The 21,771-nt window shown below is 36.1% G+C and carries 27 protein-coding genes; 22 read left to right on the plus strand and 5 right to left on the minus strand.

Going from position 1 to position 21,771, the window contains the following annotated elements; all coding sequences use genetic code 11:
- The 4 genes from F0527_RS05485 to F0527_RS05500 are packed head-to-tail and all read left to right on the plus strand — an operon-like array spanning position 1 to position 2,828.
- Complete coding sequence (locus F0527_RS05485; protein ID WP_150284041.1) at positions 1-456, plus strand: hypothetical protein; 456 nt, start codon at positions 1-3, stop codon at positions 454-456.
- Between the two features lie 50 nt (positions 457-506).
- Positions 507-746 carry a hypothetical protein gene (locus F0527_RS05490; protein WP_066786320.1) on the plus strand — a complete coding sequence of 80 codons (240 nt, stop codon included), beginning with the start codon at positions 507-509 and terminating at the stop codon, positions 744-746.
- 5 nt (positions 747-751) lie between these two features.
- Entirely contained in the window at positions 752-1,918 is a 1,167-nt protein-coding gene (locus F0527_RS05495) for a sporulation protein YqfD (RefSeq protein WP_150284042.1), read from the plus strand.
- The gene (locus tag F0527_RS05500) at positions 1,872-2,828 is read left to right on the plus strand and encodes a PhoH family protein (RefSeq protein ID WP_066786326.1); all 957 of its coding nucleotides are present in this window, start codon (positions 1,872-1,874) and stop codon (positions 2,826-2,828) included. The genes F0527_RS05495 and F0527_RS05500 overlap by 47 nt, the downstream gene beginning before the upstream one ends.
- A 41-nt stretch (positions 2,829-2,869) precedes the next feature.
- Here the strand turns inward: F0527_RS05500 and F0527_RS05505 are convergent, their stop codons facing one another.
- The gene (locus tag F0527_RS05505; RefSeq protein WP_190323382.1) at positions 2,870-3,511 is read right to left on the minus strand and encodes a GDSL-type esterase/lipase family protein; all 642 of its coding nucleotides are present in this window, start codon (positions 3,509-3,511) and stop codon (positions 2,870-2,872) included.
- A gap of 545 nt (positions 3,512-4,056) precedes the next feature.
- On the opposite strand from F0527_RS05505, the gene F0527_RS05510 reads away from it, so the two are divergent.
- From F0527_RS05510 to recO, 6 genes are read left to right on the plus strand one after another with little or no spacing between them, the layout of a single operon-like run.
- Complete coding sequence (locus tag F0527_RS05510) at positions 4,057-6,171, plus strand: HD family phosphohydrolase (RefSeq protein WP_150284044.1); 2,115 nt, start codon at positions 4,057-4,059, stop codon at positions 6,169-6,171.
- Positions 6,172-6,187: 16 nt separating this feature from the next.
- Complete coding sequence (gene ybeY / locus F0527_RS05515) at positions 6,188-6,676, plus strand: rRNA maturation RNase YbeY (protein WP_150284045.1); 489 nt, start codon at positions 6,188-6,190, stop codon at positions 6,674-6,676.
- Positions 6,663-7,019: a diacylglycerol kinase family protein gene (locus F0527_RS05520; protein WP_150284046.1), complete on the plus strand. Its 357-nt coding sequence runs from the start codon at positions 6,663-6,665 to the stop codon at positions 7,017-7,019. Before ybeY ends, F0527_RS05520 begins: the two co-directional genes overlap by 14 nt.
- A 16-nt stretch (positions 7,020-7,035) precedes the next feature.
- A complete protein-coding gene (locus F0527_RS05525; protein WP_150284047.1) occupies positions 7,036-7,443 on the plus strand; it encodes a cytidine deaminase in 408 nt (135 codons plus the stop codon).
- The gene (gene era / locus F0527_RS05530) at positions 7,430-8,341 is read left to right on the plus strand and encodes a GTPase Era (RefSeq protein ID WP_066786343.1); all 912 of its coding nucleotides are present in this window, start codon (positions 7,430-7,432) and stop codon (positions 8,339-8,341) included. Before F0527_RS05525 ends, era begins: the two co-directional genes overlap by 14 nt.
- Positions 8,342-8,362: 21 nt before the next feature.
- The gene (gene recO / locus F0527_RS05535; RefSeq protein ID WP_150284048.1) at positions 8,363-9,190 is read left to right on the plus strand and encodes a DNA repair protein RecO; all 828 of its coding nucleotides are present in this window, start codon (positions 8,363-8,365) and stop codon (positions 9,188-9,190) included.
- An 81-nt stretch (positions 9,191-9,271) separates the two neighbouring features.
- Here recO and F0527_RS05540 read toward each other — a convergent pair whose 3' ends face one another.
- On the minus strand, positions 9,272-9,586 hold the full coding sequence (locus tag F0527_RS05540; protein ID WP_150284049.1) for a hypothetical protein: 315 nt from the start codon (positions 9,584-9,586) through the stop codon (positions 9,272-9,274).
- Between the two features lie 286 nt (positions 9,587-9,872).
- Between F0527_RS05540 and F0527_RS05545 the strand changes: the two genes are divergently transcribed.
- From F0527_RS05545 to F0527_RS05565, 5 genes are all read left to right on the plus strand, one after another.
- Positions 9,873-10,328 carry a hypothetical protein gene (locus tag F0527_RS05545; protein WP_150284050.1) on the plus strand — a complete coding sequence of 152 codons (456 nt, stop codon included), beginning with the start codon at positions 9,873-9,875 and terminating at the stop codon, positions 10,326-10,328.
- Between the two features lie 30 nt (positions 10,329-10,358).
- Positions 10,359-10,967 (plus strand): hypothetical protein, encoded by a 609-nt coding sequence (locus F0527_RS05550; RefSeq protein ID WP_150284051.1) that lies wholly within the window; start codon positions 10,359-10,361, stop codon positions 10,965-10,967.
- Between the two features lie 182 nt (positions 10,968-11,149).
- Positions 11,150-11,470: an ArsR/SmtB family transcription factor gene (locus tag F0527_RS05555; RefSeq protein ID WP_066786355.1), complete on the plus strand. Its 321-nt coding sequence runs from the start codon at positions 11,150-11,152 to the stop codon at positions 11,468-11,470.
- A gap of 11 nt (positions 11,471-11,481) precedes the next feature.
- A complete protein-coding gene (locus tag F0527_RS05560; protein ID WP_150284052.1) occupies positions 11,482-12,444 on the plus strand; it encodes a cation diffusion facilitator family transporter in 963 nt (320 codons plus the stop codon).
- A gap of 142 nt (positions 12,445-12,586) precedes the next feature.
- Positions 12,587-13,288, plus strand: coding sequence for a class I SAM-dependent methyltransferase (locus F0527_RS05565; protein ID WP_150284053.1), 702 nt, complete (start codon positions 12,587-12,589; stop codon positions 13,286-13,288).
- Between the two features lie 4 nt (positions 13,289-13,292).
- On the opposite strand, the gene F0527_RS05570 is transcribed toward F0527_RS05565, so the two are convergent.
- On the minus strand, positions 13,293-14,135 hold the full coding sequence (locus F0527_RS05570) for a DUF2268 domain-containing putative Zn-dependent protease (RefSeq protein WP_150284054.1): 843 nt from the start codon (positions 14,133-14,135) through the stop codon (positions 13,293-13,295).
- A gap of 233 nt (positions 14,136-14,368) precedes the next feature.
- Here F0527_RS05570 and F0527_RS05575 point away from each other — a divergent pair, with 233 nt between their 5' ends.
- Both F0527_RS05575 and F0527_RS05580 read left to right on the plus strand, forming a co-directional pair.
- Positions 14,369-14,614, plus strand: coding sequence for a hypothetical protein (locus tag F0527_RS05575; RefSeq protein WP_150284055.1), 246 nt, complete (start codon positions 14,369-14,371; stop codon positions 14,612-14,614).
- Between the two features lie 182 nt (positions 14,615-14,796).
- A complete protein-coding gene (locus F0527_RS05580; protein ID WP_147193796.1) occupies positions 14,797-14,943 on the plus strand; it encodes a lmo0937 family membrane protein in 147 nt (48 codons plus the stop codon).
- Between the two features lie 12 nt (positions 14,944-14,955).
- Here F0527_RS05580 and F0527_RS05585 read toward each other — a convergent pair whose 3' ends face one another.
- Positions 14,956-15,870, minus strand: a complete 915-nt coding sequence (locus tag F0527_RS05585) for an NAD(P)/FAD-dependent oxidoreductase (RefSeq protein WP_190323383.1) — start codon at positions 15,868-15,870, stop codon at positions 14,956-14,958.
- A gap of 208 nt (positions 15,871-16,078) precedes the next feature.
- Between F0527_RS05585 and F0527_RS05590 the strand changes: the two genes are divergently transcribed.
- Positions 16,079-17,038, plus strand: a complete 960-nt coding sequence (locus tag F0527_RS05590) for a D-2-hydroxyacid dehydrogenase family protein (protein WP_150284056.1) — start codon at positions 16,079-16,081, stop codon at positions 17,036-17,038.
- 236 nt (positions 17,039-17,274) lie between these two features.
- Here the strand turns inward: F0527_RS05590 and F0527_RS05595 are convergent, their stop codons facing one another.
- Complete coding sequence (locus tag F0527_RS05595) at positions 17,275-17,733, minus strand: GNAT family N-acetyltransferase (protein WP_150284057.1); 459 nt, start codon at positions 17,731-17,733, stop codon at positions 17,275-17,277.
- 147 nt (positions 17,734-17,880) lie between these two features.
- Here F0527_RS05595 and uvsE point away from each other — a divergent pair, with 147 nt between their 5' ends.
- From uvsE to F0527_RS05620, 4 genes are all read left to right on the plus strand, one after another.
- A complete protein-coding gene (uvsE, locus tag F0527_RS05600) occupies positions 17,881-18,834 on the plus strand; it encodes a UV DNA damage repair endonuclease UvsE (protein WP_150284058.1) in 954 nt (317 codons plus the stop codon).
- A gap of 181 nt (positions 18,835-19,015) precedes the next feature.
- Positions 19,016-19,279, plus strand: a complete 264-nt coding sequence (locus tag F0527_RS05605; protein ID WP_147193788.1) for a transcriptional regulator SplA domain-containing protein — start codon at positions 19,016-19,018, stop codon at positions 19,277-19,279.
- Positions 19,276-20,304, plus strand: a complete 1,029-nt coding sequence (splB, locus tag F0527_RS05610) for a spore photoproduct lyase (RefSeq protein WP_150284059.1) — start codon at positions 19,276-19,278, stop codon at positions 20,302-20,304. Before F0527_RS05605 ends, splB begins: the two co-directional genes overlap by 4 nt.
- 982 nt (positions 20,305-21,286) lie before the next feature.
- Complete coding sequence (locus F0527_RS05620) at positions 21,287-21,751, plus strand: VOC family protein (RefSeq protein WP_150284061.1); 465 nt, start codon at positions 21,287-21,289, stop codon at positions 21,749-21,751.
- The last annotated feature ends 20 nt before the right edge of the window (positions 21,752-21,771 follow it).

The raw sequence follows: 21,771 nt of genomic DNA on the forward strand, positions 1-21,771 counted from the left end.
ATGGAAGCACTAATATTCTTGATTATTACATCACTGGTGGGTTACCTTTTCAAAAATAAAGATGAAGAAGCTTCAAAAACAACGCCTCCAATCAATCGAAAAATAAAGCGTGTTGATCAGTCTATACCGAATCGGACGCTTCAAAAAGCAGAAGAATATACACGTAAAGCGATTGGCGAGCTTGAAGGCAAGATGCCCAGGACTATGCAAAAGCGTGGGGCAGAGACGGTTGAAAAGGCATTGCCAAAAGCTCAGGAATTGATTGAAAGGCAATCGGTAGGAAGAACGCAAAATCCTATTTTTGAAAAGCATAGACATACCACAACTGTACCTGCAGAAATAAAGAAAACAGTTGATAAGAAATCAACCGGTTTCAAATTTCCTCAAAGTACAAATGAAATGGCAAATGCCATCATCATGGCTGAAATTTTAGGCCCACCAAAATCTAAAAGATAACACATGACCTCCTCTCTTCTAGCATATGCTAAAAAGAGAGGAGGTTTTTTATGTCGAAAAGGCTATTGCAAATAGTGCCGCTGATCGAAATCGAAAACTTCCAGGGAATTCGAATCAGAGGGGATATATTGCTAGAAGCTATTCATGATCATCAAATGGTATTCATTCATGAAAATTTTAAGATAAAGATAGAAGCTGATTCATTTCATGTCAATCTTCTCCGAGATGAATTATTGGCGCTTGATATGAGCAATGTAAAAAAAATTGAGCTTACCAGAATTGAGGATTAGGGATAATGAAAAAAAGCAGAGATTATCGTATGATAGAAATTTGCATAAAACGCACAAAGAAAGTAGAAGCTTTCTTAAATGCTTTAACTAAAAATAAAATTATACTTAGAAATTTACGTCTTTCTGAAGAAGAAGTCCGATTTGAAACCATTCGGAAGCATCTAAAAACGATTCGAAGATTACGTTACCAATACGGTGTTACATTTTACATTGAGTCTTTAGATGATAATCAAATTTTAAGGAAAGAATGGACTGTATTTGCCGGCATTTTGATTTTGCTCTTCATACCATTTTTCTTTTCACAATGGATTTGGCAGGTGTCCATCGACAATGCGACACCTGAGCAAGAAGATGAGTTAACTGAAACATTGCATGAATTAAACTTAGACGGCCCCATTATGAAAAAAGACAAACCAGACGATTCAGTGATTCGGCAATATATTCTATCAAAACATCGCGACCTTTCATGGGTTCATATCCATCGGAAAGGCAGCAAAATGAGTTTTGAGCCATTAAATGCTCCAGCTGTAGATCAAGAAGAAGAAAAGAATTCAATGAAAGGTGAATTATATGCTAATAAAAGTGGCGTAATTACACACTTTAATCTACAAAGGGGAGAGCGTGTAGTCGATGAAAATGATGCAGTAAAAAAAGGAGACCTTTTAGTAACTGGTATTTTAAAACAAGGTGAAAAAGCAATTTATTATGGTGCAGATGGAGAAGTGTATGCGGATTATTGGATTGAGTCAACATTTACTATGCCCAAGAAAATCACATATGGAACAATGGGTGAAAAAACGTATCATTTTAGATGGGCAAATGAAAAGAAGAGCCCAAATGAATGGAAGGTCGTAAAATTACCAAAATGGCTATCTTCAATAGGTGAAGTGTCTATTGAGCAAGAACAGATTGACAAAAAAGTAACACTTGATAAGAATGCGGTAGAAGATATGATTGTTCCCTTGCTACATCAAAAATATCTACGGGACTTGCCGCCGAAAACAGTCATCAAAAAAGAAAAACTTTTGAATGTTACCATTGATAATGATACAGTAAAAGGGAAAGTTTTATTTTTAATAAATGAGAATATTGCGGTAAAAAGTGCGATAACCAAGGAGATTGAGAATGACAGAACAACAACCGATCCAACTCAAAATGCAAGATCCGAATGAGGCAGTCATGCTACTTGGCATATCGGATGCCAATTTGAAATTAATCGAAGAAGCTTTCCAAATCCAAATGATCACCCGTGGTGACAGTATTGTCATTGTCGGTGATGAAGAAAATAAACAACAAGCAAGCGAGTTAGTTGAACAATTGCTGAAAGTGATCCGTAAAGGTATAAATATCAATCAACGTGATGTAGTCTCAGCTCTTGAAATGTCCAAAAGTGGTACAATGGAGTACTTTTCTGAGCTATATGATGAGGCGATTGGCCGCAATACAAAAGGAAAGATTATCCGTGCTAAAACCATCGGCCAGCGAGAATATATCCAAGCGATTCGCCATAAGGATTTAGTTTTTTGTATAGGGCCTGCTGGTACAGGTAAAACATATTTAGCTGTCGTTATGGCAACACAAGCTTTAAAAAATGGGCATGTAAAACGTATTATCCTAACAAGACCAGCAGTTGAGGCCGGTGAAAGTTTAGGCTTCTTGCCAGGTGATTTGAAAGAAAAAGTAGATCCTTATTTAAGACCGCTCTATGATGCATTGCATGATGTTCTAGGAGCTGAGCAAACTGCTCGTATGATTGAACGTGGCACAATTGAAATTGCTCCACTTGCCTATATGCGAGGAAGAACGCTGGATGATGCGTTTGTTATCTTAGACGAAGCACAAAATACAACAGAAGCACAGATGAAGATGTTTCTTACCCGTCTGGGTTTTGGTTCCAAAATGGTTATTACAGGAGACGAGACACAAATTGATTTACCTAAAGGGGCAAAATCCGGTCTCATCAGCGCTGAAAAAACATTGCGCTATGTAAAAGATCTTGAAATTAAGTTTCTAGAGCAAGCTGATGTAGTGAGACATCCACTCGTTGCAAAGATTATCCAAGCATATGAACAACAAAAATAAGAAAGAGTAGCGAATCTCTCGCTACTCTTTTTTTCTGGAATTCAATACTCTAAAGGTGCATAGCCAAGCTTAGAAAAAGTTAAAGCCATTTGATGATAGCCCTCTTGGTTAGGATGAACTCCATCTTTTGATAAGAGCGCCTTTTCCTTACCGCTAAAGACATGATAGACATCTGCGACTTTGATATTCTTTTGTTTTGCGAATCTTGAAATGGCGATGTTAAATGTTTTAATTGCTTCATCCGCCACTGGTATATGAGGAAACGGGTTATATAAGTTCATTAATCTCAGGATAGATGGATTTTCTTTATCTATTATCTGAATCTTTTTAATGATTTTAGAATAGTTCTCTTGAGATTGTTGCATCGCATGAATCACACTTTTTTTGTCATTATGCCGTAGAAGATTTTTAGCTGCATTAATTAAATCATTTCCACCTGCTGTGATCGTGATTATGTTAGCGCACTTAATAGCTCTTCTAACAGTTGGGGAATCCAGCATATTTAATATATCTCCTGTTGTTGCGCCAGACTTTCCGAATTTGTGAAGATAAATACGCTTTTCCAATGTATGCTCACTCAGTTTTCTATAAAACTCTGGGAATCCTGAATTGAGGAAAGGGATGCCGATTCCAGCAGTAAGGGAATCACCTATTGCAATATATTGTAAAGAGTTGTAACTCATCATACACCTCGATGCTTTTCTTATTTTTATATCTTATGACTTTTTTGACACAAATGTGCCTAAAGGGTAATTAGTCAATTTAAAGAGCGCTAAAATTCTATCTGAAGGCAAATAGGAGAGTGTTTATATGTAATTATCATTGTCATGTATTTCAATTGATATAAAAAAGCAAGAATCATAAAAATGTCCACCAGGAAAAGATAATGTGATTAAAAATTAAAAATAGGGATTTTTGAATTTCAGTAACTGGTTTAGCATAATGTAAGCACTAATGTTAGTGATATGAAAACGGGAATTGAAAGAGCATAAAACAAGAAATATCAAGAATGTTGAATCCATCATTCTTTTTTATTTTATAATGAATATTGGAGTGATTGTAAAAAGCAACGCACAACCAATAAGAGAGCTCATTAAGATGGAAGAAACTCTATTTAATTTAAATGGAAATTTATTTAATTTTTTTAATATATTATCCTTTATCTCCAAAATAAAGCTGGAAAATATTTGCCTAATTGGTATAGTAATATTAGATGGGAGGCGCTTTAATGAGTAATTTTATTCGGACATTAAACAGATATATACGTTTTCCTATACTTTTAGCGATTCTATTAATAGTAGCTGGCATTCTTCAATTTGCTTTGACAGTTAATGATATAAAGGGAGAGCATTATGATCTAAAGTTATTTCAGCTATCACCTGAAACAATACGATCTGCCAAAACGGTAGAGGATACCGAAAAGACAGAAGCAGATCGAGAAAGAATTGCAGCTGAAGTAAACCCTGTCTATACCTTTTCAACAGAAATAGGGAAGAATCAAGTAACACTGTTGAAAACTACCTTTGATTACATAATAGAAGCAAAGCAAAAGGTTGAAAAAGTAACAAAAAAATCTAAAAAAGAGGATCAAATAAATAAATTAAGAGCAAAACTAGATAAAATTGATCAAAGTGGGCCAAGTGTAAGGTTGACTGAACAAGAAATTGTCACATTGCTTGCACAGGATGAAGATGGTTTAAAGAATACGCAAGATGCCTTAGTTTCAATTGTTAGCAAGCAAATGGCAGAACCGATTAGGGAAGAACAACTGACTGATGCGAAGGGAAGCGTGGAGCGATCGGTTAGAGGAAGCTTTTCAATACCTGATGCTGTTCGTACGATCGCCATTACACTCGCAAGGTCGTCGATAGTTGCGAATGATAAAAGAGACGGAAGGTTGACCAAAGAGCGTATTGAACAAGCGAAGGCAAATGTTGATCCAACGCGCATACTACAAGGGCAGATTATTGTACAGGAAGGCCAATTAATTGACCGTGAAGTCTATCATCAATTAGAAATTACAGGCATGCTGATTAATCAAAAATCTCCAAAACCAATTCTAGGATTAGCATTATTCGTTCTATTGCAAATGGCTTTCTTTTATATTGCTTTATATCATGAGAGAGATGATAAGGAAACTAAAACCCGCCATGCTATGATTACAATGATTATTTATTTGGCGTCTATCATCGTAATGAAACTGTTAAACCTAATTTCTAGCGAGTTTGATGTAATCGTAGGCTTTTTATTCCCGGCTACTATTTTGCCTATGATGTTCCGTATCCTAATTAATGAGCGTATTGCTATATTAGCAACAATTATGTCGGCAGCTGTGGCAGGAATTATATTTCAAAAAGGCTATTCTTCTGTACTGCAAATGGAAGTTTCGCTTTACATTATTTTTAGCGGTTTGGCGAGTATTTACTTTATGCGTAATGTAAGAAAAAGGTCAAGCGTAATGACAACAAGCTTGGGAGTCGCATGTGTGAATATTGCATTTATCGCATTTTATCTGCTTTTATCGCAGTCGAATTATGGACCGAAAGAACTGTTGTTTTATCTAAGTGCCGCCATTGTTTCAGCAATCGTATCTGGCGCTTTAATGCTTGGTTTATTGCCATTCGTCGAATCAGCTTTTGGTATGCTGTCAACTTATAGGCTAGTGGAGCTTTCCAATCCAAACCATCCATTGCTCAAGAAAATTTTAGTAGAAACACCAGGCACATATCATCACAGTGTAATGGTTGCAAATTTAGCTGATGCTGCCTGTGAAGAAGTGGGGGCGAATGGCCTTTTAGCACGTGTCGGATGCTATTATCATGACATTGGTAAAACAAGAAGGCCAGGCTTTTTTGTTGAAAACCAGATGGGCAGTAATCCGCATGATAACTTGCCTGCAGTAACAAGTAAAGATATTATTATCGCCCATGTAGAAGATGGTGTTAAAATATTAGAAAAGCATAAAATGCCAAAAGAAATTGTCGACATTGCAAGACAACATCATGGGACAAGCTTAGTGAAGTTCTTCTATTATAAGGAGAAGAAAGAAAACCCTGATGTGAATGAAGCGGACTATCGTTATGCAGGACCGAAGCCACAAACGAAAGAAATTGCTATAATAAGCGTAGCAGATAGTGTAGAGGCAGCAGTGCGTTCGATGAAAAATCCAACTGCAGAGGCTATTCAACAGCTTATCCACAGCATTATCCAAGACAAATTACAAGACGGCCAGTTTGATGAATGTGATATTTCCCTTCGTGAGTTGCAACGAATTGAATATGTATTTTGTGAAACATTAAAGGGGATCTTCCACTCGAGAATTGAATACCCGAAGTCAGAATAAGATGAGGAGATAACATATGAGCTTGAACATCGACTTTTTAGATGAAACAGAAAAAGTGAAAGAAAAAGATATTGAATTGGTTGAAAAACTATTGCAGCACGCTGCAAAGATTTTAGAGATTGAGGATGAAGCTGAATTATCAGTAACATTTGTTACTAATGAATCGATCCATGAAATTAATCGCACCTATCGTCAAAAGGATGCACCGACAGATGTTATTTCATTTGCATTAGAAGAAATAGGCGAGGGCGAAACACCAATTATTGCGGAAGGCATGCCTCGCGTGTTAGGAGATATCATTATTTCAACCGACCGGACAAATGAACAAGCAGAGGAGTATGGACATTCTTTTGAACGTGAACTAGGCTTCCTTGCTGTTCATGGTTTCTTGCACTTGCTTGGTTATGATCATATGGATCCTGAAGATGAGCGCGTAATGTTCGGTAAACAAGATGAGATTTTAAATTCATTCGGTTTGACTCGCGACGAGAATGGACATTCGTAAATTTTTCCGTTCGTTTACATTTGCAGCAGCGGGGGTTAAGCAAGCATGGCGCGAACAGAATTTTCGTTTTGATATATTTGCAGCATTGCTTGCCATTTTTTTAAGTATTGTTACTGGCTTATCTCAGATGGAATGGATTGTCGTTATCCTGTTGATTGCCTTGATGCTTAGCTTAGAAATGATTAATACGGCGATTGAGAATATAGTAGATCTTGCTTCGCCTGATATTCACCCGCTAGCTCGCGCTGCAAAAGATATTGCGGCGGGTGCTGTATTTGTTTTTGCCTGTGCGAGTGTTATAATCGGAATACTCATCTTTTTGCCAAAGTGGATGAATCTATGAATTTGAGGTGTATAAAATGGAGAAACAACAATTAATGGACCTTGCGAAAGAAGGAAGAGAAAAGGCTTACGTTCCCTATTCAAAATTTAAAGTGGGAGCAGCCCTATTAACAGAAGATGGCAAAGTCTATCAAGGCTGTAATATTGAAAATTCTGGGTACTCTATGGCGAATTGTGCTGAACGTACTGCTATTTTCAAAGCAGTTTCAGAGGGAGAAAGAAACTTCAAGGCAATTGCAGTGGTTGCAGATACAGAAGGACCTTGTGCACCATGCGGAGCATGCAGACAAGTAATGTCTGAATTCTTTCCAAAAGATATGCCAGTATACTTAACTAATATGAAAGGCGATGTACTAGAAACAACTGTTGCTGAGTTGTTACCAGGCGCCTTTTCACCGGAGGATTTAGTGAATGCAGGAAAATAAAGAATTTAAATCAGGGTTTGTTACTATAGTAGGGAGACCCAATGTAGGGAAATCAACATTTTTGAATCGAGTTATCGGGCAAAAGATTGCAATCATGAGCGATAAGCCTCAAACAACACGTAATAAAGTGCAAGGTGTCTATACAACTGAAGATACCCAAATGATTTTCATCGATACACCTGGAATCCATAAGCCAAAGCATAAGCTAGGCGAATTTATGTTAAAGGTTTCAAAAAACGCATTACGTGAAGTAGAGGCCATTATGTTTATGGTCAATGCAACACAAAAGATGGGTGCGGGTGACCGTTTTGTCATGGAAATGTTAAAAGGGACAAAAACACCTGTTTTTTTAATCGTTAATAAAATTGATGCCGTACATCCTGATGAATTGTTATCAATAATTGACGCATACAAAGCTGAGTTTGATTTTGCTGAAATTATACCTATTTCTGCACTGCAAGGCAATAATGTGGATAAATTATTAGAAACATTGAAGAAATACTTGCCTGCTGGGCCGCAATATTATCCAGCAGATCAAGTGACTGATCACCCTGAACGTTTTATCATTGCTGAGTTAATTCGAGAAAAAGTATTACATCTTACTCGTGATGAAATACCGCACTCAGTGGCTGTTGAAATCGAAAAGATTGCAAAAGATGAAAATAAAGACCTAGTGCGTATTAACGCATCTATCATTATTGAACGCGATTCGCAAAAGGGAATTATCATTGGTAAGCGCGGAGCTCTATTAAAAGAAATCGGTACACGTGCAAGGCATGATATCGAAACATTGCTTGGCAGTAAAGTATATTTAGAACTATGGGTCAAAGTTCAAAAAGATTGGCGAGATCGTGCATCGCAATTGCGAGATTATGGTTATCGCGATGATGAATACTAAACGACTAGGAAGTGAGGACAATTGCTGAACAAATGGGAAGGGATTGTCTTAAAAACCAAAGCATACGGAGAAACAAATAAAGTAGTAACTATTATGACAAGGGAAGTTGGCAAAACAGCAGCTATGGCAAGGGGAGCAAAAAAGCCGCAAAGCCGTTTAGCTGCCATTAGCCAACCATTTGTTCATGGTATTTTCATGATTCAACAAGGTCGGGGTATGGGGACTTTGCAGCAAGGAGAACCCCTTGAGAGCATGCGTCATATACAAGAAGATATCACGGCTACAGCTTATGCAAGCTATGTAGTTGAAATCATCGACCGATTGATTGAATCAGACCGTCCAGAGCCTTATGCATTCGATATAATGGTGCAAGCTCTCCATGCGATTGAGGAAGGTTACGATCCTGAATCGATTGCCATGTTTGTGGAGTGGAAAATGCTTCCCTATACAGGCGTACAGCCAGTATTACATGCTTGTGCTAGCTGTGGAGCAGTGGAAGGGGAATTTGCTTTTTCCTTTTCTCAAGGTGGATTTCTATGCCATCGCTGTTTTCATCTAGATCCGTATCTCATTCGACTAACGCCAACACAGGTTAAACTCATACGCATGTTCTATACAGTACCGATCGACCAAATTGGTAAACTGACATTAAAAAAAGAGACAAAGCAATTTATCCGTAAAATTGTGACGACCATTTATGAAGAACAAACAGGTATGCGTTTTAAGAGCCGCTCTTTTATTGAACAATTAGAACGAACGCCATTGTTATTTAATAAGCATATGGACAGTGAAAAACCGGATGAGGGCCAGCCTGATACAGCATTACAAACTGATGAGGATAATGAATAAATGCTTAGAGATTATTGAGTTTATAGATTAAATAAAAAATAAGAGTCACTCTTTGTAAGAGTGACTCTTATTTTTCCATAATCACCTTTTGCCTGTATTTATATTCTTTAAAATAAATAACGATACAGCATGAACAACAAACGTGCCAGTTACCAATAACCATATAGCTGTTTTATAGCTTTCTAAAGAAAAAGGTAAAACATAGCTATCGATTAAATCTATAACAAACCAGCCCAATAAAACTAATGGAAATGCAATTCTGTAAGATATGTTCAATATTTTTTCGCCTTGCTCGTTATGATTTTCTCGACTGAATTGGAATTTTAGACTGTAAATTACACTTATAAAAAACAATAGTATATATCCGAAAATTGCTATCTTTATCATACTCCCCATTATGTTCTCTCCTTTAATCCCTCACCATATACTTTATATTTAAAAGATTAAAATAAACCATGCCTACATTAATTGCTTCATTTAGTCTAACAAGTCTTAAAGTATTTATATACTATAATTTGGAATTTATAAAATTATATATAGATATAGGAGTAATTTATTGTATTATTAAGGGAGAGCTAAATAGTTATAAATAGGTGATTTTTCAATAGCAAAAACGAGGAATATACATTTAAAAATGGATGGCAAAAGTTTCATATACCTAATAAGAAAAAGGAGCAATGGATTGAAAAAGAAAATAATTTATCGCATTGTTGCTTTTTTTTTAGTGATAGGCGGATGTATCTATTTTTATAATGAATACAAAACAAAAAATCTACTGCAAGATCTATTACATATTGAACAGTATAAAAATAAAGATCGAATAACGATAATGGATGATACAAAATATGAAAAGATAAAAACTGAAGATCTTATAGTGAGTATTGATGAAAACAACACAAATTTCAAAAGCCTCTTAAATGTATTAGAAGGTTTGAATATTAAAAGAAATGTTAAAGCTGAACCCTCAGGTACGGAATACATGTTTATCATCCGCCATAATCATCTACCGAATTACGTCTCTATTTATGAGAATGGTGTATTACTATATGAAGACAAAGTTTATAGAATACAAGGCCAGGATTCATTGGAAAGATTGCTGAAGATCATAAAAGAGTGCTTTACCGATGTAGACAATTAAAAGACGAAAATAACTCCGAGGAGAGAAAATATGAAGAAATGGTTTTTCTTATTCATTTGTTGTTTCTTATTATTAATCGGATGTTCAAATGAAAAAAAAGTAAGCACGAATGGACATACAAAAATCTCAATAGAGCCCTACTCATTAAGTGATAAAGAAGAATCACTAATGATGTATGCTGGAGTAAGCCAAATAGAATTCTTTCAGTTTGATGGTGAATTGGGGCAGAAGGATGATTTAGAATTCAAAATTGAGCATTATAAAAAAGGGAAATTTAAAGGGGAATTAACTTCCCTGTCAAACATGGTAGAAAGTAAATACAAAAATACTCTTTTCTCCTTTGCCATTGATAATAATATAGATTATAAAAGAACATCTTTAAAGTTGATTATGGGTACGCCATCTGGAGTTGCCACTACGAATTTCTCTAATAATATGAAAGGGTATTCTTTTGAATCACTAGTAAACGAGCGTATTACGTTAAAGAAGAACAAACCCATTTATTTAGCTGCTTGGTACGGGACTTCTGAAAATCATTTAAGTTCGCCCAGCAGTAAAAATGGGGAGCTGCCACAAGGTATTCAGGATGTAGAAGAAACTATTTTATACAGTGTTGTTTGGAAGGCGAAAGATAAATAAAGAATGAAAGAGAGCTTTTGTTAAAGGTTCTCTTTTGTTATAGTTATTCTGGACTACTATTCGGAAAGAAAATTTTGTTGATTTTCCGTACATATCTTTGACTTGCATGTTTAACAACAATATAATATGTGTATATATGAGTATATGCACATATTATATATAACAAGAGGGGGGCTTTTCCATTGAAAGAGGAACCGCTATCAAAAGAACCAGAAGATTTGGATGAAGAAAGTCTATTCCTTGTAGCGCAAACTTTTAAAGCTATAAGTGATCCAACAAGGATACGAATCTTAAATTTACTTTGCCAAAAAGAATTCTCGGTCAATGAATTGAGCGAAAAGCTGCACCTAAAACAATCTACTGTATCCCATCAGTTACGTTTTTTAAAAAATCTACGTTTAGTGAAATTTCGCCGTGAAGGGACGACCATCATTTATTCACAGGATGATGATCATGTGATGCAGATACTGCAGCAGACGATTGACCATGCGACGCACAATTAGGAGGGAGTATTATGGCTCATTCACATGATGGACATCAGCATAACCATACCCATGGTGCGAATAAGAAAACTTTACTGATAGCCTTTTTCATTATTACAGTTTATATGATTGTAGAAGTTATTGGCGGTTATTTGACCAATAGTTTGGCTTTACTTTCTGATGCCGGCCATATGCTAAGTGATGCAATATCGCTCGGAGTTGGCGTAGTTGCCTTTAGCTTTAGTGAAAGAGTAGCCAATTATCGTAATACATTTGGATACAAACGCTTTGAAATCTTGGCAGCTGTATTTAATGGTGTAGCATTAATTGTTATATCCATCTTTATCTGTATAGAAGCAGTCAAACGTTTCGCCTATCCACCGGAAGTTGCTTCAAATGGCATGCTACTGATAGCTATTATTGGTCTGCTTGTCAATATTCTTGTGGCTTGGATCCTAATGCGTGGCGGTGATACGCACGGTAACCTTAATATGCGAGCTGCCTTCTTGCATGTTATTGGTGATATGCTTGGTTCAGTCGGCGCAGTGTTGGCAGCAATTCTTATCATGCTATTTGGCTGGGATTGGGCAGATCCATTAGCAAGTATTATTGTAGCAATATTGATTTTAGTCAGTGGTTGGCGTGTAACTAAAGATTCTATTCATGTCTTGATGGAAGGAACGCCAAGCAATGTGGAAATTGAAAAGATTATTCAAGTTATAGAAGGAACCGATGGGATTCTAGCCATTCATGATTTGCATATATGGAGCATCACGAGTGGTGAAAATGCGCTTTCATGCCATGCAGTTGTGAATGGTTCACTAACAGTGCAAGAAAGCCAAGGAATCCTACAACACTTAGAGCACGAATTGCTACATATGGGCATTGGCCATATGACAATTCAACTTGAAAATGATGGACATCAACACGGTGACGACATCCTGTGTAACTTAAATGTGAATCAAGAAAAACCACATGACCATAAATTAAGTTAACTCAACGCTAAAAAGCTCTTCCCTACATATATGAGGGAAGAGCTTTTTAAATACGGGTACTTATTCTAGGTTAATGTATGGCTTCTACCTCTTCATTCCTGCATACGATAATTTATATGACTAAAATGGGGGAGAACTAACTATGAATGAGTATATTGATTTGCTTGCATACTTTGGTATCGGGAGTGCACATCCTGGAGGGGCGAGTTTGACGAGGTCTATTTTTGAAAAGGTATCAATTAATCAGGACGACCTGATTTTAGATATTGGTTGTGGTACTGGCCAAACAGCTCAATATTTAGCCAAACAATTTAAATGTAGTGTAACAGCTATTGACCATCACCCTCTCATGGTAGAAAAAGCGAAAAGAAGATTTGCTAAAGAAGATCTACCTGTTCAAGTGATTATTGGTAACGCAGAAAAGTTAGATATCGAAAGCCAAACGTTTAACTTTATTCTTTCAGAGTCTGTTATTAGCTTTACTCATGCAAAAGAGACGATAAAGGAGCTCGCACGCGTGCTCAAAGAAAAGGGTCAATTGCTTTTAATTGAAATGGCGGCAGAAGCTTCTATTCCTAAATCAATGAAAGAAGAAGTTCAAAGGCTCTATGGAATTCATGATATTTATACAGGAGAAGAATGGCGTTCCATTCTAGAAGAAGCGGGATTTGCTACTATTGAGGAAATCCAAACACATTCCTCTCTTATTTCAAGTGAACTTAATGAAATGGATCTATCTGAATCTATTCCAATGTCGCTCTATGATGTATGGGATGAACATAATGAAATGACAGAAAAAGTGCATGGGCATATAGGGTATATAGTTTATCTTGCTTCTAAATAATAGGCTACTCCAATATAAAAGCAGAACCTTTGATAAGCGTATCCGCTGATTTTTGATAGAGTTCATTAGAAGTAAAAGGGCCATTTTTTTCAACATAAGAATGAACAATATGATAACCGATTGCATAACCGATCCATTTAGTAAATGGGCTTCTTTTTTGACCATATAAGAATTTTTGATGGGCATCAATACCTGTCAGATTAAGAGAATTGATGAAATGCTCCTTCCATATTTTTTGCAAAGAATCTAGCGAATACAGATTAACCCAGGGGGCAAGCCACTTCTCGCCATATAACTCATTCACCGCATATTCACCAAGCCCTTCCACGACAAGCGATTCTTTTAATGGTGTTATTTTAGGTGGAATATCTATTAGATTAATTCTACACACATGGTTGTATTCATGGGCAAGCATTGCTTTTAATTCTTCTTTATGCAATTCTGTCGATACAAATAAAAACAATGCATTTTTATAAGCCACTCCGTTTTTTCGAAATTGTTCTTTTTCTGAACGCCGCTTTCCTTTTTTAATAGGAAAAATATATATAGGTATATCGGGGCCTTTCCATCTTTTTTTCAATTTCAAAAATTCGTGTTCAATCCTTTTCCATACTTTTTGTTTTTCTAATTCTTCCATCACATATTCTATTCTGTACCAATCTTTCGGGTCAAATAACCCATACTGAAGCAGTTCATACTGAATCGCTTGAGGGGGCAATTTTTCAAATACATTCTCCAATGGTTTGCAAAGTAAATCAATATGGTTATTATTTATTTCTTTTATAGAGGTTTCCTTACATCTTTCATTAAAAGTATGAAGCCATTTTTGTGTTTCGATTACTGCCAATCAAATCATTCCTTTACATGTTTTCTATCATCCTAGCCAAAATCATAAAATCTAAAGGAATTAACCAAATGCCATTCCTTTAGATGGCGTTACGCTTTATAACTATCATATGTTGACTCCTAAGGTATGCTGAATATTTTTTGAAATTAGACCTTTGTCCAAAGGGAGAAAAGGGCGAGACATATAATATGGAGGCATACACGTATGTAGAAATGAATGGGAGGAGGCATAGGATGAACGCATCAGAAGCTTATAATATGTGTCGTCGTTACCATGGAAGACATGTGCGGATTACAGATCGTGATGGCAGAGTGCATGAAGGTCATATTACTCGAGTAGACCGCAATATGGTATGGATTCGCCCTCAGGGCGGCGGTGGTTATGGACTTGGTTGGGGCTGGGGCGGAGGCGGCTTTGGCTATGGCATTGCATTAGGTGCTATTACAGGGATCGCTCTTTCAGCTGCATTTTTCTGGTAAAATAATAACTCAAACAAACGTGGAAGAAAATTTCACGTTTGTTTTTTGTTCTTTTATTAATACATAAGATCAGGGCATAAGAATTCATTCATTTTCTTGGTTTACGTGCCAAAACACAACCGTATTCAATTTTATTTAATGGGTATATTAGTAAATAAGTATGTAGGAAGGAGGGAATGAAGTTGCTTTGGACCATTATAGGAATACTGATTGTACTTTGGGTGCTAGGTCTTATATTTAAAATTGGCGCAGGCTTGATTCATATTCTTTTAATTATTGCAGTCATCTTGATTATAGTAAAGTTGATTAAAGGCATGGCAAATCGATAAAAGGGGAGCCGTTTAGGCTTCCCTTTTTTGTTTCAATAATCGTTTGTGAATCCAAATAGCGGCTTGGGAACCATCTCCCATAGAAATAGTGACTTGTTCAGAATGGGCGGTAAGATCTCCTCCTGCCCAAATGCCATCAACCGAGGTTTCTTTTGTTCGAGGATTGACTATTATATGGCTGCTGTCATTAAGATTTACACCCACTTGTTCAGCCAACTCTGCATTTATTTTATTGCCGCTAAAACCTGTAAAGCCTTTCTCGCCAGAAATAGTTTTACCATTCTCAAGCTCTACACCAGCAAAATTGCCTTTATCATCTAAAAGAATGCGCGTTAATGTTTCATTGATTATTTCGATATTTAAACTTTCTAGCTCTTTGACTTTTTCTGAGTCAGGTTGCTCTTTGGTATGATTAATAAATGTTACATCATTAGTCCAATAAGTGAGGGTTGCGGCCATAGAAGCGCCTGTATTCCCGCTGCCTAAAACGATCGTTTTTTTGTCAGATACTTCATAGCCATCACAGTCAGGACATACATAAATAGACTTTCCTAGGCAAGGAAGCAAGTTTTCAAGCTTAGGAAGATGATCAACTAATCCTGTTGCAAGAAAAACGGTGCGCGCTTGAAAAGTTTGATTTGACGATGTTTGTATAAGAAAGTGGTCCTTTTCTTTTCGAAGAGATATTACAACACCATTCAAGAATTCGACACCATACTTCTCTGCATGGATTTTACCTAGCTTACGCAATTCCTCTCCGCTAACACCATCCGGCCAACCCAAAATATTTTGATAGCCTTTACATATAGTGGACCGTCCTTGATTAGAGTCAATGACCATAATTGAGTGTTTATATCTTCCCAATTGGATGGCAGCTTGCAAGCCTGCAATCCCTCCGCCAATAATAATACAATCCATTGTCTTCATTTATCTAACCGCCTGTTCTTTAAAGATATTTTAGTATTAGAGGTTCATTTGAAAAATATACCACTGACTTGTTAGTTTTAAACTAGTGAGCGCTTTCTAAGACTTAAAATATGAAAATCAAATTAATTGCCTTTTATACACCAAATTGGTGTTCAATATCTTATAATATGAGTAATAAAGGAAATAGTTCAAACTACTGGAGGTACATATGAAATTAAAATGCGCTATCCTTGATGATTATCAAAAAACGGCACTTGATTTTGCAAATTGGAGTTCCATAGAGGATCAGGTTGAAGTAACTGCATTTCACCAACATTTTCATACTGAGAATCAAATTGTTGATAAAATTAAAGACTTTGATATTGTCATTATTATGCGGGAGAAAACGCCATTTAATGCAGCCATGTTCGGAAGACTGCCAAAGCTAAAATTGTTAGTAACGACAGGTATGCGGAATGCATCTATCGATCTAACAGCAGCTAAGAAATGCGGAGTAACAGTGTGCGGCACATCAAGCGGATCAGAACCGCCGACTGAACTTGCTTGGGGGCTCATACTGAACTTAGCACGCCACATAACAGAAGAACATAATAACTTTAGACAGAAAGGATCTTGGCAATTGTCGGTTGGAGAAGATCTTTATGGTAAGTGCTTTGGGATAATTGGACTTGGAAAAATCGGTACAAAGATGGCAACGATAGCCCAAGCCTTTGGAATGGATGTAGTCGCATGGAGTGAAAACTTAACAAAGGAAAAGACAGATTCGCTGGGAGTAAGAAAAGCGGCTTCATTGGCGGAACTTTTGAGGCAAAGCGACTATGTATCGATTCATCTGGTTTTAAGTGACCGGACAAGAAACTTAATCACCTCAAATGAATTGAAGGAAATGAAACCCTCAGCCTTTCTAATCAATACATCAAGAGCACCCATTATAAATCAACGTGATTTAATAGAAGCGCTTGAAAACGAAGTGTTAGCTGGAGCGGGATTAGACGTCTATGAAGAAGAACCGTTAAGTGAAAATCATCCTTTTAGAACTTTACCCAATGTACTTGCTACACCGCATCTTGGATATGTGACACGATCAAACTATGAAAAATATTATGGAGAAGCTTTGGAGGATATCCGGGCATATTTGTTAGGTTCACCGATTAGAACTTTAATTTAATGATTTTAGAAGTATTCTCAGAAACAAAATTTGTAGCAAAGTTCATAAATACGAAAGTGAAAGGGAGATTTTTTGAAAAAGGATCTAATTAAAGTCATATCTGTGACGACTTTGGGTGCAATTGCTGTATTAATGATTCCTTTCTTGTTTTAAATATAATTGAATATGTATTAGGGAATTAAGGTGTGAGAAATGTTCACACCTTTTTTTAACCCTTGAATAGTACCTCAAGCTTCTTAAAAACTATTATTTTGAATCCATTTATATTGAATGTCAGGCAAATTTTCCTCATTTTCGTGGCCTCTTGCTACTATTTTAAATCCATTCTTGTCATAAAACCGTTGTGCGTTTTTATTAATATCAAAGGTAAATAAAGTTAAACTACCGCTTGATTGTTCTTTAGCCCTATCAAGTAACGTTCTGCCTATCCCTAACCCTTGATAATCGTTATGAATATAAAGCTGGCTTACCTCCTTGTCATTATAGGCAATCATTCCGACTACTTTGTCATCAATTAAAGCTAATTCTATTTGGTGCTGTTCAGGTAAAATATGATTTAAAAAGTAAATGTGATTTTCAAAGCTATGAATTTCTTTTTGACCTATAGCTCGTTCCTTGCTATTTCGCCACATGTCAACAGTCTGTTCAGCATACTCAGGTTTATACTGAGTGATCACGAGTTGATGTTGGTTCAACTTAATCTCTCCTTAAAAACTATTTTCTGAATTATAACAATGTTTAAGCGAAAACAAAAGAAGTCAAAAATGTTAAAGAGGTAGGTAAAAGATAGGGGAATTAGGGAATTACTCATTATGTAGTGACATGTAATGGAGGATAACGACATGAAAATTAATTTTGGGTTTGTAGCAAATGCATTAGGTTTATGGGATGCGAGTCCTTCAAAGACAATGACCTTTGCTCGCTATTCAGCTCTTTCAGAGTATGAGCGAATGGACAAATTAAGAGCTGTAACTGCTTTAAACTTACACCACACTAAAAGAATTCTTCACTATAATATTGCAAACGAAATTGGTTTATATCGTCTTTCAAGCTCACTTGTTCCTTTGGCTACACATCCAGAAGTGATGTGGGATTTTGTAACACCCTTCAAAGATGAATGGCAAGAGCTGGGGGAACTCATCAGGCAATACAACATGCGGCCAAGCTTTCATCCGAACCAATTCACCCTTTTTACAAGTCCACGTGAAGAAGTAACGCAAAATGCTGTAAAGGACATGGAATTCCATTTCAACATGCTTGAAGCGATGGATGTATTGGAAAAAGGGTTGATCAACATTCATATCGGTGGAGCATATGGGGATAAGACTGCTACGTTAAAACGTTTCCATGAAAATTTAAAAATGTTGCCGAGTAAGGTTAAAAAACATATGACGCTTGAGAATGATGATAAAACCTATAATGTTGAAGAAACACTGATAGCCTGTGAAAAAGAAAACGTTCCAATGATCCTTGATTATCATCATTATATGGCGAATCAAGGGGATATCGAACTCGAGGTATATTTACCGCGCATTTTTGATACATGGAATCACACAAACGTAGTGCCGAAAGTTCATTTATCATCTCCCAAATCAGAAGGTGCTTTTCGTTCACATGCAGACTTTGTCTCGTTGGATTTTGTGTTGCCCTTCTTAAAAATGGCAAAAGAGCTTAACCGTGACTTTGATGTAATGATTGAAGCCAAGCAAAAGAATCTCGCTATGCTGCAATTGGTTGAAAATATTTCAAACATCCGAGGTGTCAAACGTGTTGCAGGAGGAAAGGTTGAATGGTAATAATACTGGAATAGACGGCAGCTAGCATCTTTTAGCGCCGTTTTTTTGTATACATAATTTATTTCTATTCGCATCTTGAACAAACTTTTGCTATTTCATCTAAATAAGTAACATAATTTTTATTATGTAAAGCAAAATAGGAATAGGATCACTAAGTAATAGAAAAAGGAGACGTACGAAAATGAACGAGATGAATAGCAGTGAGTCTTATAATCCAGGTGATATCGTCTATGTATTTTATAGAAATCCTCACACGCAAGATGTTGCCAATTTACAAAGTGCAGCAGTTGTAAACCATCCTGAAAATCCAAATGAGCTCGCACTCTTTTTATATGAAAATTATTATCCACTTTCAAATGAAATGGCAGTCTATACAACAGAAGAAGAAGCAAATAGGGCTTTTAATTATTATTATGGAACATCTTCAGAAGGACCATTACAATGAATAAACCATTCTCACCAAGGCTTGTCTATTTTGAACCAAAAGCCCTTGACTATCCGCTCGGCCAACAGTTGCTGAAGAAATTCGAAAACAGTGGTGTGGAAATTCGATACACTACATCTCATAACCAAATTAGAAATCTTCCCGGTGAAAATGATTTCCAAAAGTATCGGGTTGCAAAATCTACCCTTGTCGTAGGTATTAGAAAAACGCTAAAATTTGATACATCTAAACCATCAGCTGAATATGCAATCCCTTTCGCGACAGGCTGTATGGGTCATTGCCACTATTGTTATTTGCAGACGACAATGGGAAGCAAGCCGTACATCCGAACGTACGTCAATGTAGAAGAAATCTTAGAAGCAGCAGATCAATATATGGCAGAGCGCGCACCTGAAATCACGCGTTTTGAAGCTTCGTGTACATCAGATATTGTTGGGATTGACCATCTGACGCATACCTTAAAACATGCGATTGAACATTTTGGAGAATCTGAATATGGTAAATTGCGCTTTGTGACAAAGTTCCATCATGTCGATCATTTGCTAGACGCCAAACATAACGGAAAAACAAGATTCCGATTTAGCGTTAATGCTGATTATGTAATAAAGAACTTTGAGCCTGGCACCTCACCCTTAGCCAAAAGAATTGAAGCGGCGGGCAAAGTCGCAAGAGCAGGGTATCCGCTTGGATTTATTGTGGCTCCTATATACCTACATGAGGGATGGGAAGAAGGGTATTATCATATGTTCGAACGCCTAGATGCAGAGCTTCCTGATGAAGCGAAGAAAGATTTAACCTTTGAATTCATCCAGCATCGTTTTACGAAACCAGCCAAACGGGTTATCGAAAAAAATTATCCCATGTCAAAGCTGGAGTTAGATGAAGAAAGACGAAGATATAAGTGGGGAAAATATGGTATAGGGAAATATATTTATCAAAAAGACGAAGAGGAAGATATAAAAAACCACCTCTATAGTTATATGGAAAAATTCTTTCCACACGCTAAGTTGGAGTATTTTACGTAATTAAAAAAGAATAAAAGCTTCTACTAGTTGGATCGACATTTTATCCTAAGTTTTTTATTGATTATTTCCCAAACAAATGCAAGTAAATCGCCTTTTAATCATTAAGTCTTTGATCTCTTTTGAGATGAAGGGCTTTTTTATTTAAAGTTAACGATAGATGAAAAATAGCGAAAAATAGGGGAAATAGAGAGTTTATTTATGTTAATTCTTATATTTCGTCATTTCCCGCTAAATTTTGCTTAGCTGTATTAAAGGGGGAAGTGGCATTTTTTTCTTCTTTCTATAAAAAGAAAGTGATTTTAAGAGATTGAAATGAATGTATAATTATACTTCTTTTATGCAAGCGCCAGAATATGAAGTAGAGCGAAGTAGTTATTGATGAGAGAATTCAGAAATAAACTAAGGCTTGTTTTAAGAAAGAAGAGCACTGATTATAAGATATAAACCATTGAAACGAAAATAAAAAAGCCCCTGCCATAAGCGAGGGCACATAAAATATTAAGGTTCATTGAATCCATAAATTCCCAATATATAAATACTAGTAAATACAATTAGAATAAATAGATGTAAGACAACGACCACCATTCGAATTTCACCTTTACTCCCGAATAAAGCACTTATTAGGCCTATTAAGACTAATGATAATGGTATAATAAAATGGAAAAGTAAAATAAATTCTGGGGCAAATACGAAAAGAAGAATAGTTAAAAATAAAATAAGTAAGGAAAAATATGTGTAATAGATTTTTTTCATAACACTTCATCCTTTTATATGTTTTATTTTAATTTCTTTATGATGAAGACGTGTATACAATTTATATTTTTAATAACCAATAAATTATTTGAATAGACTACTAGTATAACATGAAAAATTTTACCAGTCAGAGGGCTTTTATTTACATTAAGAGAATTTCTAAAATTTTGATTATTAGTTTCTATGCGATGCTATAATGAATGTATTATTTTGTAAGAAGGAGATCGAAATGATAAAAGGATTATATGAAGCACATTTACCAGTTAGCGATCTAAAACAATCTGTACTTTTTTACAAAGAGCTCGGTTTAGAACTAGATCATATTGTCGACGATAAAATTGCTTTTTTGTGGATAGAAAAAGATAAAAGTTGGTTAGGTTTATGGGAAACTGACAATGTAAAACTGGAATACCATCCTTCCATCAGGCATGTAGCTTTTCAAGTAACTCTAGAAGATTTGAAGACTTCAGTGGCTTGGCTTAGGGATAGAGGAGTTAAACCAAGAGAAGCATTTGGTTTTGAACCGATTGAACCTTTTGTGATGCCCCACCAACAATATGCTCATGCTAAAATCCATTTTAATGATCCGGATGGCAATAGTTTAGAGTTTATTTGCAAACTTAAGAATCCTAAAGAAATTGCTACACGTATGTATTTAAGTGAATGGGAACAATTAAATAAAGATGATTTTTAAAAGGAATAAAGTAGAAGTTA

Source organism: Rummeliibacillus sp. TYF-LIM-RU47 (assembly GCF_008638315.1).
Classification (GTDB): Bacteria; Bacillota; Bacilli; order Bacillales_A; family Planococcaceae; genus Rummeliibacillus; species Rummeliibacillus stabekisii.

Excerpts from the sequence above, each read along its gene's own strand:
- F0527_RS05485 (WP_150284041.1), top strand. The coding sequence starts at position 1 with ATGGAAGCACTAATATTCTTGATTATTACATCACTGGTGGGTTACCTT.
- F0527_RS05490 (WP_066786320.1), top strand. The coding sequence starts at position 507 with ATGTCGAAAAGGCTATTGCAAATAGTGCCGCTGATCGAAATCGAAAAC.
- F0527_RS05495 (WP_150284042.1), top strand. The coding sequence starts at position 752 with ATGAAAAAAAGCAGAGATTATCGTATGATAGAAATTTGCATAAAACGC.
- F0527_RS05500 (WP_066786326.1), top strand. The coding sequence starts at position 1,872 with ATGACAGAACAACAACCGATCCAACTCAAAATGCAAGATCCGAATGAG.
- F0527_RS05505 (WP_190323382.1), bottom strand. The coding sequence starts at position 3,511 with ATGAGTTACAACTCTTTACAATATATTGCAATAGGTGATTCCCTTACT.
- F0527_RS05510 (WP_150284044.1), top strand. The coding sequence starts at position 4,057 with ATGAGTAATTTTATTCGGACATTAAACAGATATATACGTTTTCCTATA.
- ybeY (WP_150284045.1), top strand. The coding sequence starts at position 6,188 with ATGAGCTTGAACATCGACTTTTTAGATGAAACAGAAAAAGTGAAAGAA.
- F0527_RS05520 (WP_150284046.1), top strand. The coding sequence starts at position 6,663 with ATGGACATTCGTAAATTTTTCCGTTCGTTTACATTTGCAGCAGCGGGG.
- F0527_RS05525 (WP_150284047.1), top strand. The coding sequence starts at position 7,036 with ATGGAGAAACAACAATTAATGGACCTTGCGAAAGAAGGAAGAGAAAAG.
- era (WP_066786343.1), top strand. The coding sequence starts at position 7,430 with ATGCAGGAAAATAAAGAATTTAAATCAGGGTTTGTTACTATAGTAGGG.
- F0527_RS05540 (WP_150284049.1), bottom strand. The coding sequence starts at position 9,586 with ATGGGGAGTATGATAAAGATAGCAATTTTCGGATATATACTATTGTTT.
- F0527_RS05550 (WP_150284051.1), top strand. The coding sequence starts at position 10,359 with ATGAAGAAATGGTTTTTCTTATTCATTTGTTGTTTCTTATTATTAATC.
- F0527_RS05560 (WP_150284052.1), top strand. The coding sequence starts at position 11,482 with ATGGCTCATTCACATGATGGACATCAGCATAACCATACCCATGGTGCG.
- F0527_RS05565 (WP_150284053.1), top strand. The coding sequence starts at position 12,587 with ATGAATGAGTATATTGATTTGCTTGCATACTTTGGTATCGGGAGTGCA.
- F0527_RS05575 (WP_150284055.1), top strand. The coding sequence starts at position 14,369 with ATGAACGCATCAGAAGCTTATAATATGTGTCGTCGTTACCATGGAAGA.
- F0527_RS05585 (WP_190323383.1), bottom strand. The coding sequence starts at position 15,870 with ATGAAGACAATGGATTGTATTATTATTGGCGGAGGGATTGCAGGCTTG.
- F0527_RS05590 (WP_150284056.1), top strand. The coding sequence starts at position 16,079 with ATGAAATTAAAATGCGCTATCCTTGATGATTATCAAAAAACGGCACTT.
- uvsE (WP_150284058.1), top strand. The coding sequence starts at position 17,881 with ATGAAAATTAATTTTGGGTTTGTAGCAAATGCATTAGGTTTATGGGAT.
- F0527_RS05605 (WP_147193788.1), top strand. The coding sequence starts at position 19,016 with ATGAACGAGATGAATAGCAGTGAGTCTTATAATCCAGGTGATATCGTC.
- splB (WP_150284059.1), top strand. The coding sequence starts at position 19,276 with ATGAATAAACCATTCTCACCAAGGCTTGTCTATTTTGAACCAAAAGCC.
- F0527_RS05620 (WP_150284061.1), top strand. The coding sequence starts at position 21,287 with ATGATAAAAGGATTATATGAAGCACATTTACCAGTTAGCGATCTAAAA.